Below are 11,361 nucleotides of genomic sequence, written 5' to 3'. Positions count from 1 at the left end.
CTCCTTTATTAATGTGGATATTAAAGTAAAGATAGCACAGCCCAAGCCCCGAATGCCAATGGCGAAACGAGAAGTGGTGCAAATGCATGAAAACGAATGAAAATGATCGAAACAATCTGATCTATCCGTCGCCATATCTGAGTTTTTCCCTTTTTGACGGAATTCGATGCTATTTACACAAAAATCGTTTTGTGTACAAACGTCGCAGCGCTTATAATTTTGAATCAAATGTCCAATATTCCGCATGTCTTTAGGCTAACAAGGGAACGAATAGAAGGTATAAAAGGCATTCCAACCTAATGTATATGTATTACAGCGAAAATCATACATGTTTACGCTCCGAAATAGGGCTTTCAAAGGGCTTGGCTATTCCGTCAAGTGATATGGAAAAGCACTTCGGAGAAAGGCTCCACGTCGTGGGGTCATTTTCTTTTTGGCAGAGGTGGATGATACTCAAGTGAAAATGAATGTTCAATGGATGCGTCTATCGCCACCCCGAATTCTGGTCCTAGGGTTCGCGGGTATTATATTGCTCGGGACACTTCTGTTGATGCTCCCGACATCCAGTCGAAGCGGAGTCAGCCTTCCTTTTATTGATGCACTCTTCACTGCGACTTCTGCAGTCTGTGTAACGGGGCTGGTTGTGGTGGATACCGGTACTCATTTTTCGACGTTGGGTCAGATTATAATTGCAATCCTGATTCAAATTGGCGGTCTTGGCTTTATGACGATGTCGACACTGGTGGCGATTGCATTCAAACGGCGGATCTCTCTGCGTGAGCGGTTGATTTTGCAGGAAGCGATGAACCAGAGTACGATGGAGGGGATTGTCCGTCTTATTCGCAAAGTTGTGATCTACTCGCTCATATTGGAAGGCATATGTGGCACGTTGTTCGCCATTCGGTGGTCGTTTGATATGCCAATGGGGCAGGCCATCTATTATGGATATTGGCATGCCATCTCCATGTTTAACAATGCTGGGTTTGATATGTTCGGGGAATTCCGCAGCTTAACCGGGTATGTGTATGATCCACTCGTGAATTTTACTGCCATGTTCCTGATTATTGCAGGCGGTATCGGTTTTGTCGTTCTATCTGATCTGGTGGAGTATCGGAGGACGAAGAAGCTTTCGCTGCATTCCAAAGTGGTATTGCTGACGACAGGTTTGTTAATCGTATTTGGCGCACTGGTTATTTTTGTTTTTGAATTCAGCAATCCCCGGACACTGGGTGGTTTGAACTGGGGTGGTAAAATTCTCGGTTCGTTCTTCCAGTCGGTTTCCCCAAGAACAGCAGGGGCGAATACGGTAGACATTGCTGGCCTGAGACAGGCAACGCAATTTTTCATCATTATATTAATGTTTATTGGTGCTTCCCCCGGTTCTACTGGAGGCGGCATTAAAACAACCACATTCATGATTATGGCCGGAGCTGTCTATGCCATGATGCGGGGACGGGAAGATATCGTCTTTTTCAGATATCGGCTCCTACAAGAACGCATTTTCAAAGCACTGACGATTACACTGCTTGCCCTGTTGCTCATTATTGCCGTTACGATGGTGCTTAGTACGACGGAAGACAGCAGTTTTTTGATGATATTATTTGAGACGACATCCGCCTTCGGTACCGTTGGTTTATCTATGGGGCTTACACTGAAGCTGACCACGATCGGCAAGCTTTTGATCTGTTTCACCATGTTTGCAGGACGTCTTGGACCAATTACGCTCGCGTATGCACTCGGACAGAAAAAGGGTAAAGAATTGTACAGGTATCCGGAAGGCAAAATGATTATTGGATAAGGGGTTCGTGAAGAACAATGAAAACACAGCAGTTTGCGGTAATTGGGCTAGGGCGCTTTGGCTCCAGTCTGGCACAGGAATTAATGGAGCTTGGTTATGAAGTGCTGGGTATCGATAAAAATGAAGAAGTCGTCGAAGACATGAGTGAATTGGTCACCCATGCCGTCGTCGCGGATTCAACTGATGAGGAAGTGCTGCGCTCCCTGGGCATCCGTAATTTTGACTGCTGTGTTGTTGCCATTGGGGCTGATATCCAGACCAGTATTCTCACTGCTATTTTACTGAAGGAACTCGGTGTAAAAACAGTTGTGGCCAAAGCCATTTCAGTCCTTCATGGACGGGCACTGGACAAGCTGGGGATCGATCGTGTCGTTTATCCTGAGCGTGATATGGGAATTCGGGTTGCCCATCAGCTCGTCACCCCGAATCTGCTGGATTATATCGAATTGTCCGATGATTACAGTATTGTGGAGATGAAGGTTCCAGCCTGTCTGCATAATAAAACGCTGTCCACTCTGAATGCTCGAGTACGTTTTGGTTGCAGTATTGTAGCTCTGCAAAAGGAAGCCGGGGTTATCATTGCCCCGACTGCACTGGACTCGCTTCAGATGGGTGATATCATGGTGATTATCGGCATGAATGATGACATTGACCGTTTTGAGGCAGAAGTGATCAGCCAAGAGAGCTAGAGCTGAGTCTATGAAAGCAGAGCGTTGAGCTCGGCTGATTAATATGAATGCTAAGGCGTCGTAGTCCTCCGTGAGGGCAGCGGCGCCTTTGCTGTAAAGAGCGCAGCCGTTTCCCTGACCCACTGTCTGGAGGTTTGGCTGAGGTCTTCCTTTTCCCCATAGATCATGCAGGTTGTTCGCCGAGTCTGTTGCAGTTGCGGCAGATATACCGAGACGAGATCATTGTCCGCAAGCAATTGAGGCCGGAGATACGACTTGGGCAGCAGGGCTGCTGCTTTGCAGGTAGGCAGAAGACGGACAATCGCTTCAAAGGAATCAATCTCCATGCGAATATCCGGCATCACGGCGCAGCGCTGGAACAGATCGTCGGTCAATTTGCGATACCAGGTTCCTTTGGAGAACGTAATCATCGGCAGATCTTGCAAATGTTCCATTCCGGCTTCTTTACCCGATAGGGGATGCGTTAGGGGTACAACCAGCTCCAGATGATCATCAAAGAGCGGCACACAGTTTAGCCCGGCTTCACTTATAGAAGAGGCAACGATGCCCACATCGGCTTTTTTATCCCGGACAAAAGAGACGATTTCATGTGTTTTCCCCGTCACCAGCTTGATTTCCGCGTTCGGATGCTTCTCCATAAAGGCATTTACCAGCGGTGGCAATGTGGTTTGAAGCGTTGTCAGACTGGCTCCAAGCGTAATGGAGCTTTGTTCTTCGTCCTTGTACTGGGCCAGCATGGTCAGAAATTTTTGTTGCTGCTGTTTCTGCTCTACCGCGAAAGTATAGGCGAACTGGCCTACGCTGGTTAATTCAAGTCGTTTACCACGGCGATGAAAGAGCGCCACGCCGAGCTCATCCTCCAATTTGGAGATTTTGCGAGACAGCGCGGGCTGTGACAGATTCAGCAATTTCGATGCACGGTTCAGACTGGACTGCTCTACAACCGCCGCAAAAGCGTTTAATTCCTCGAACATGAGCACTAACCTCTTTTCTAATGAACGTATGAACGTACTTTGCGTGAGGCATCTCCTTGTCAAATATTTCTCCATGTTGTATGGCCTGCACGACCGATGTTTATAACTTATACCTATAGGTTATAACATTTAATAATTATATTGCAATTCCCTTATAAGAAAAAAAGGAGTAACATGAATCGTGACACAAGTTGTTCACACCTGAAGAAAACGGAACAATTTGTCGAACCTTTCCTTGGGAAAGGTTTGTGTCATGATAAGCGAATTTTATTTATGAAAACGTTGTATTTAGCGAAAGGGGATCGACATTTTATGAAAGGGTTTTACTCCAGAAAGCTGCACTCCTTGCTTGGCGTCATTCCGCTCAGTCTGTTTTTCATTGAGCATATGGTGACGAACTTCTCGGCAGTTGAAGGCGGCAAAGAAGGCTTTAACGATGCAGTTGCATTTCTGAATGGCCTGCCGCTCGTAATTGTACTTGAAACGCTTCTCATCTGGTTGCCGCTGTTCTATCACGGTGTATATGGTTTGTACATTGCCTATCAGGCCAAGCCTAACGTGGGACGTTTTGGCAATGAGCGCAACTGGCGCTATACGTTGCAGCGCGTCAGCGGTGTCATTACGTTTGTGTTCGTCATCTGGCATATTTGGGAGACTCGTTTCCAGGTTGCGCTGGGGAATGTCACACACGAAGAGCTTGGCGGTGTCATACATGGCATCGTGATGAACCCGGTAACGTTTATTTTATATCTGATCAGTGTGGTTGCGGCATCCTATCACTTTGCCAACGGTTTGTGGTCGTTCCTGGTTAGCTGGGGAATTACCGTCGGTCCGCGTGCGCAGCGTGTATCTTCCTACATCTGCATGAGCTTGTTTGCTATCGTAGCCATCATGTTTATTGTATCGTTGCTTGCTTTCCGGAGCATGGATTTCCAGGTAGCCACTTCGATGATTGACGCAGTTAAGACAGTTCTGATTTAAGCATTTGGACTTTAAATGCTGACTTATAAGGGAGTGAACAGCAATGGCATCATCTAATGTAATTATTGTGGGCGGAGGTCTCGCGGGATTGATGGCGGCGATCAAATCGGCTGAAGCCGGAGTCCATGTTCATTTATTTTCACTGGTTCCCGTCAAAAGATCCCACTCCGTATGTGCCCAAGGCGGTATCAACGGTGCGGTAAATACCAAGGGTGAGGGCGACTCCCCATGGGTACACTTTGACGATACAGTATACGGCGGTGACTTTTTGGCGAATCAGCCTCCAGTCAAAGCGATGTGTGAAGCCGCACCAGGCATCATTCACCTGATGGACCGGATGGGCGTAATGTTTAACCGGACACCGGAAGGTTTACTTGATTTCCGTCGTTTCGGCGGAACGAAGCATCACCGTACAGCGTTTGCCGGTGCAACGACAGGACAACAATTGCTCTACGCATTGGATGAGCAGGTGCGTCGCTGGGAAGCGGCCGGTCTCGTGACCAAGTATGAGAACTGGGAGTTCCTGCAGGCGGTTATTGATGACGAAGGCATCTGCCGCGGCATTGTAGCACAGGATCTGAAAACGATGAAGGTACAGACGTTCCCGGCTGAAGCAGTTATTCTGGCGAGCGGCGGCCCAGGCATTATTTTCGGTAAAACAACCAACTCGGTTATCAATACAGGTACTGCCGCAAGTGCGGTGTATCAGCAAGGTGTAAATTACGCGAACGGTGAGTTCATTCAGATTCACCCGACAGCCATTCCAGGCGATGACAAGCTGCGTCTGATGTCCGAATCGGCTCGTGGTGAAGGTGGACGGATCTGGACGTACAAGGACGGTAAGCCTTGGTACTTCCTCGAAGAAAAATATCCGTCATACGGTAACCTTGTTCCGCGTGATATCGCGACGCGTGAAATTTTCAGCGTCTGCGTGGATATGGGCCTAGGCGTGAACGGCGAGAACATGGTATATCTGGACTTGTCACACAAAGATCCGAAGGAGCTGGATGTGAAGCTCGGCGGAATCATTGAGATCTACGAGAAGTTCATGGGGGATGACCCACGTAAAATCCCAATGAAAATTTTCCCGGCAGTCCATTATTCCATGGGCGGCATGTGGGTAGATTATAACCAAATGACCAACATTCCAGGACTGTTCGCAGCTGGTGAATGTGAATACCAATATCATGGTGCGAACCGTCTGGGTGCAAATTCCCTGGTATCAGCAATCTACGGTGGTATGGTAGCTGGACCGAAAGCAGTTGAATATATCAAAGGACTCAAAAAATCGTCCGCAGATATCAGTTCTTCCGTATTCGAAGGTTATACTAAGCGCCAAACCGATAAATACGAAGGCATCCTGAACATGCAGGGCAATGAAAATGCCTATGTCATTCACAAAGAGCTTGGCGAGTGGATGACGGCGAATATGACGGTGGTACGTTACAACGATAAGCTGGAAGCGACCATCGGCAAAATCAAGGAATTGAAAGAGCGTTACGGCAAAATCAACATGTACGACACTTCCGGTTGGAACAACCCGGGTGCAGCATTTACCCGTCAGCTGTGGAACATGATTGAACTGGCAGAAGCGATGACTTTGGGCGCACTGCTGCGTAACGAAAGCCGTGGAGCGCATTACAAACCAGACTTCACCGAACGTAATGACGAGGAATTCCTGAAAACAACGATCGCAAGCTGGTCGAAGGAAGGTCCAAAAATTTCGTACGAGCCTGTAGACGTTTCCCTGATCCCACCACGGATCCGGGACTACTCGAAGGATTAAGTAAAGCGAAATTTCGGTCTATTCATAAAGATAAAGACTTAGCATCTTAACGGAAAAGCACTAGACACATAGAGGCAAAGCGTACACGGAGCTTCTCAATGTTACTGCCACCAGAATGAATGGAGTGCAGTTTCCAGCAAAGTGACCCTGCGTGCACGACGTAACGGAGGAAGCGGAAATGCCCAGAAGAAGCGAAGCGCTCGCCTTTATCACCGGATTTTAACCCTGGGAAGGGTTGATAAAAAAAATCCGGGGATAACAGCGATCAGAAGGGCATTCCGCTGCCGGAGCGCCACCCGTGCACCAAAAGAGTAACTTTGCGCATCAGCAACACCAATCATCGTCACCAAAGGAGGGGACAACGATATGACGGACACAGCTACAGCAAAAAAAACCGTCAAGTTTATCATCACCCGTCAGGACAACCCGGAGTCATCTTCGTACAACGAAGAGTTTGAGCTTCCATACCGTCCCGGCATGAACGTTATTAGCGCCCTGATGGAGATCCAGCGGAACCCGGTTAATACAGAAGGCAAGTCCATTGCCCCGGTCTGCTGGGAATCGAACTGTCTCGAAGAAGTCTGTGGAGCATGCTCCATGGTCATCAACGGCAAGCCGCGTCAAGCGTGTGCAGCCCTGATCGACAAGCTCGAACAGCCAGTTCGCATCGAACCGATGAAAACCTTCCCGGTGGTTCGTGACCTCGTCATCGACCGTACCCGGATGTTTAACGCCCTGAAACGGGTTAAAGCGTGGATTCCGATTGATGGTACCTATGACCTCGGTCCAGGTCCGCGGATGCCTGAGAAGAAGCGTCAGTGGGCTTACGAGCTGTCCAAATGCATGACATGTGGTGTATGCCTCGAAGCATGCCCGAACGTGAATGAAAAAACAGACTTTATCGGTCCGGCAGCTCTTTCTCAAGTACGTCTGTTCAATGCTCACCCAACAGGGGAGATGAACGCTGAAGACCGCTTGGAAGCACTTATGGAAGACGGAGGTATTGAGGGCTGTGGTAACTCGCAGAACTGCGTACGCTCTTGTCCAAAAGGTATTCCGTTGACTACCTCCATTGCCGAAATGAACAAACAAACAACCAAACACATGTTCAAACGCTGGTTGGGTGTGTAATCTAGTCATATTTAATGCAGAACTTCGGATCTGCACCATTAGAAGAAGTCGTGATCCTTGGCACATATAGCCTAAGATCCCGGCTTCTTTTTCTGTACTCGCAAAGGAACCGGGCTAGTCATGCAGAATATGGTATACTAAGGGGATGGATTTGTAGCGGAAGAAGGAGGGGGACGCATGGGAGAAACACCGCGTGAGGGCAGCAAGATCTCGCCGCCCCGGCGCTCACAGAATGGATCTGATTCGCAGGACTCCATTTTTCCCGGAGAGGAAAAGGATCATGATCCCTCCCGGCGCAGTTTTTTGCTGCGCATGATCTTAATGACGGCGAGTGCCAGTATACTCACAGGAGGATATGCCTGGTTATGGGAGCCTCGTCATCTGGAGATCAAGCACGTTGAGTTGAAACTGCCCAAGTTTCCAAAAGCATTTGAGGGACTGCGTGTGATTCAGTTCAGTGATGCTCATCTTGGATTCCATACGGGGCTGAAACAAATGGAGAAGCTGGCTGAAACGATAAGGGAACAGCAGCCTGATCTGATTTGTTTTACCGGTGATATGGTTGAACGGGAAGCAGAACCGATGCGTGAATGTATTCCTGCACTGGCATCAATGCAAGCGAAGTATGGCAAATATGCCGTATTGGGGAACCATGATTATCGAGGCCAGCAGCAGCATGAAGTGGAGCTGATGTTTAAAGAGGCCGGGTTCACGTTGCTTCGAAACAGCCATGTTCTGATTGAACGAGGGGATTCACGTATCGCGATAGCAGGTCTGGATGACGCTCTTACGGGCAGACCTGATCCTGTTGTAGCAATCAAGGGATTGAGTAGAGAGGTCTGGAAACTGCTGCTTATGCACGAGCCCGATTATGCAGACATTGCAGCACCTTACGGTTTCGGACTACAGCTCTCGGGACACAGTCATGGCGGGCAGGTGCGTTTTCCTTGGATTGGGGCACTGACTACACCAAGAGGTTCACTCAAGTATATTCAAGGGTTATATTACGCTGGGGATAAGCATATGCCAGTCTATGTGAACCGAGGCTTTGGCATGACCCAACTGCCGATTCGCTTTTTGTGCAGGCCGGAATTGACGGTTTTTGAACTAAAGGGTTAACAACATAAAGAATATAGAGCATAAAGGGAGGTTAGCCAGATGGAACGAATTGCGATTGTATCCGATATTCATGGCAACATGACTGCTTGGAAAGCGGTATTAAAAGATATTCGGAGTCGCGGATTGAAGCGAATCTTTTGTCTTGGCGACCTCGTTGGCAAGGGGCCTGATCCAGTACAGGTTGTTGATCTGGTGAGAGAGACATGTGAGCAAGTTATCCGTGGCAACTGGGATGAGTTGGTTGCGGTTAATCAGGACAATGAGAATTTTACTTGGCAAGCGAAGCGGCTGGGTAAGGAGCGATTGGCATATCTGGAGAGCTTGCCGTTTAGCCACCAATTAGAGCTGAGTGGTCGTACGATCCGTCTGGTGCACGCATCTCCCCAAAGTGTATATCACCGTGTACAGCCGTGGGATGAGATTGAGAAGAGGTTGGCCATGTTCGATCCTCCGGCAGATGAACCTGAGCTTGGTATGGCGGATGTCGTGGGATATGGGGATGTGCATAATGCATACTTGCAATTTATGAATGGAAAAATGTTGTTCAATGCAGGCAGCGTGGGTAACCCGCTTGATTTTACCCAGGCTTCTTACTGTATTCTTGAAGGAGAGAACAGCAACGATCGGAACACCCCGTTCAACCTTCAATTTGTAAGGGTGCCTTATGATATTGAGCAGGAAGTAGAGATTGCTCAGCAGGCTCAGGTGCCTTCGCTTGATTTTTATATCCGAGAGCTTCGTACAGGCGTTTATCGCGGGCTGCAAACGGATTAGTTATGTCAGGAATAAACCGCTGTAATGAATTGGCATACTAATGTTCGGGCTACTGAGCGGGTATTGTGGAGTATAGTGATGTTATTGTTTATCCATGTATTTTATTTGCGCCGGATCATCCTCAGAGCATGCTTGTCTTACCGGACTAGAACCCGTTAGGCAAAAGGAGCGATTGTCATGCTGACCCGAAAAATGCTGGGCCAAGGATTGCCTGCTTTATGGACAGAGCGCCTTGTTCTTCGATCATTACGTCAGAGTGATTACAGCACGTTGTCGGAGCTGTTTTCCGACCCGCAGGTGATCCGTTATGTAAACAGGGGGAGTCAGCCCACGCCAATCCGGGCTCGGCGATTATTGAATCAGATCCGCAGCAGCAGTGCCAAGCTGGATTCATTGCATTACGGCATCTGCTGGAAAGGCAGCGAACAGATCATCGGCATCACTTCATTCCAGCATTGGAACGACCAGAATGGTACCGCACAGATCGGATATATTCTGAACAGGTCCTGCTGGGGTAAGGGAGTCGCGACTGAGGCAGTGCAGCGTTTGCTGGAATTCGGTTTTGCCGAGCTTAATTTGTGTAAAGTAGAAGCCCGCTGTTACGAGGCAAATGTATCATCCGAACGGGTTCTTTGTAAAAGCGGTATGATTTATGAACGGACCCTGCCCTCGTTTGTTTTGAATCATGAGGATGGTGAGACGCCGGAAACCCTGCTGGATGTTAAGGTGTATAGTCTCTATCGTGAACAGCATGTCCGTTCTCATTGGGAAAATCGCCTGCAAACGTTGGTATCCGACAACCACGAGTAACATAGAATAGAGTATATTGCATAAATCCAAAGAGCGTATTTCAATCAGAAAAATATAGATCGAAATGTTTCTATTCGTCTATTTTTTTACTCGGAAGCGAGTTGGGTCGAATTATGCAAAATGCTGAAATTAAATGAAACAGCAGAGGTTTGAAACGAACTTCAATTATTTGTTACACAAATGAAATATAGCTGCAATTGAACTCTAACAGACAGCGGGTAAACTTATCTCATGACCCCCTTTTTGATAATAGATAATGCTGTTGGGACCCGCGCTTAGCGGGTTCATTTTTTTTGTCTGTATAAGTTTAACTATGGAATTTCTACGCCAACACTCCGATGACAGAACTACTTTCCATTATTGTGTAAATATTTATTTGAACGTATATAACATCTTTTTTTATATTAGGATACAAAGAAAAACCCCCACAGCGTTTTTTTACGCCGCCGTGAGGGCTATTGTGGTGCTCTATGTTTAAAACGGTACAACTTGCATTTGTTTCTGCTTGAAGTATACCCATTCGGTGAATCCAATCTCTTGCAGACGTGTACGAACGTCATCCAGTTCATCAGCAACACGCTGCGGTTTGTGGGCATCCGATCCGAAGGTCACTTTAACTCCGTAATGATGCGCACGCTCCAGAATGGCATCGGAAGGGTACCAGCCCCCACTGAGTTTGGTTTTACCCGATGTATTAATTTCAATAGCCACGTTCGATTCTGCAATGACCTGCAACGTTTCATCGATGGCTTGATCCGCGATAATATCCGAGAAAGGTGGATAATTTCCTTTCATGGCATCAATATGTCCGAGAATCTGGAACATTCCGCTTCGGGCTGATTGCCGAATTAAAGCATAGTAACTCTCTTTCACTTCAACCTTACGTGCATTGCTTAATCCGTTCCAGCGGGTTTTGTTGAATATGCTGACATCTTCCGTATGATGAACTGAACCAATAATATAATCAAAAGGATATTGCCCCAGTGTATTGCGATACAAATCGGCATGGACGGGGAAATAGTCAGATTCAATGCCAAGCAGCACATCAATTTTGCCCGCGTATTCTTCCTTCAGAGCCAGTACTTCTTCCACGTAATGATGCAATTCCGACTTGCCCATCGCGATCCGGGGAAAAGCCTGTTCTTCGTCACTACCGAAGTAAGGTGTATGATCTGAGATACCGATGACCTGAAGTCCAGATTGAATACCTGCCTCAATATAGTCGCGAATATTGCCGTCTGCATGACCACAACGAAAATGATGGGTGTGAAGATCAAATTTCATATGGAAATCCTTCCT

10 protein-coding genes are annotated in these 11,361 nt (G+C 47.6%); 8 read left to right on the top strand and 2 right to left on the bottom strand.

The window, feature by feature from the left end; all coding sequences use genetic code 11:
• The first annotated feature begins 457 nt into the window (after nt 1-457).
• Nucleotides 458-1,798, top strand: a complete 1,341-nt coding sequence (locus tag BUA17_RS26260; RefSeq protein ID WP_090810609.1) for a TrkH family potassium uptake protein — start codon at nt 458-460, stop codon at nt 1,796-1,798.
• Between the two features lie 17 nt (nt 1,799-1,815).
• Nucleotides 1,816-2,487 (top strand): potassium channel family protein, encoded by a 672-nt coding sequence (locus BUA17_RS26255; RefSeq protein ID WP_072735471.1) that lies wholly within the window; start codon nt 1,816-1,818, stop codon nt 2,485-2,487.
• Nucleotides 2,488-2,537: 50 nt separating this feature from the next.
• Here the strand turns inward: BUA17_RS26255 and BUA17_RS26250 are convergent, their stop codons facing one another.
• A complete protein-coding gene (locus BUA17_RS26250) occupies nt 2,538-3,461 on the bottom strand; it encodes a LysR family transcriptional regulator (RefSeq protein WP_063566089.1) in 924 nt (307 codons plus the stop codon).
• A 312-nt stretch (nt 3,462-3,773) separates the two neighbouring features.
• Between BUA17_RS26250 and BUA17_RS26245 the strand changes: the two genes are divergently transcribed.
• From BUA17_RS26245 to BUA17_RS26220, 6 genes are all read left to right on the top strand, one after another.
• Nucleotides 3,774-4,442 carry a succinate dehydrogenase cytochrome b558 subunit gene (locus BUA17_RS26245; protein ID WP_063566173.1) on the top strand — a complete coding sequence of 223 codons (669 nt, stop codon included), beginning with the start codon at nt 3,774-3,776 and terminating at the stop codon, nt 4,440-4,442.
• Between the two features lie 43 nt (nt 4,443-4,485).
• Nucleotides 4,486-6,228 carry a succinate dehydrogenase flavoprotein subunit gene (gene sdhA, locus BUA17_RS26240; protein ID WP_063566088.1) on the top strand — a complete coding sequence of 581 codons (1,743 nt, stop codon included), beginning with the start codon at nt 4,486-4,488 and terminating at the stop codon, nt 6,226-6,228.
• 366 nt (nt 6,229-6,594) lie between these two features.
• A complete protein-coding gene (gene sdhB / locus BUA17_RS26235; RefSeq protein WP_063566087.1) occupies nt 6,595-7,359 on the top strand; it encodes a succinate dehydrogenase iron-sulfur subunit in 765 nt (254 codons plus the stop codon).
• Nucleotides 7,360-7,536: 177 nt separating this feature from the next.
• Nucleotides 7,537-8,478 carry a metallophosphoesterase gene (locus BUA17_RS26230; RefSeq protein ID WP_072735470.1) on the top strand — a complete coding sequence of 314 codons (942 nt, stop codon included), beginning with the start codon at nt 7,537-7,539 and terminating at the stop codon, nt 8,476-8,478.
• A 39-nt stretch (nt 8,479-8,517) separates the two neighbouring features.
• The gene (locus BUA17_RS26225; RefSeq protein ID WP_072735469.1) at nt 8,518-9,252 is read left to right on the top strand and encodes a metallophosphoesterase family protein; all 735 of its coding nucleotides are present in this window, start codon (nt 8,518-8,520) and stop codon (nt 9,250-9,252) included.
• A gap of 177 nt (nt 9,253-9,429) precedes the next feature.
• On the top strand, nt 9,430-10,062 hold the full coding sequence (locus BUA17_RS26220; protein WP_082934958.1) for a GNAT family N-acetyltransferase: 633 nt from the start codon (nt 9,430-9,432) through the stop codon (nt 10,060-10,062).
• A gap of 474 nt (nt 10,063-10,536) precedes the next feature.
• On the opposite strand, the gene BUA17_RS26215 is transcribed toward BUA17_RS26220, so the two are convergent.
• Nucleotides 10,537-11,346, bottom strand: coding sequence for a histidinol-phosphatase (locus BUA17_RS26215; protein ID WP_064635735.1), 810 nt, complete (start codon nt 11,344-11,346; stop codon nt 10,537-10,539).
• Between the last annotated feature and the right edge of the window lie 15 nt (nt 11,347-11,361).

It is taken from the genome of Paenibacillus sp. ov031 (assembly GCF_900143165.1).
Classification (GTDB): Bacteria; Bacillota; Bacilli; order Paenibacillales; family Paenibacillaceae; genus Paenibacillus; species Paenibacillus marchantiae.
Note: the sequence above shows the minus strand (reverse complement) of the source record. Positions and strands in the feature narration are given on the sequence as shown.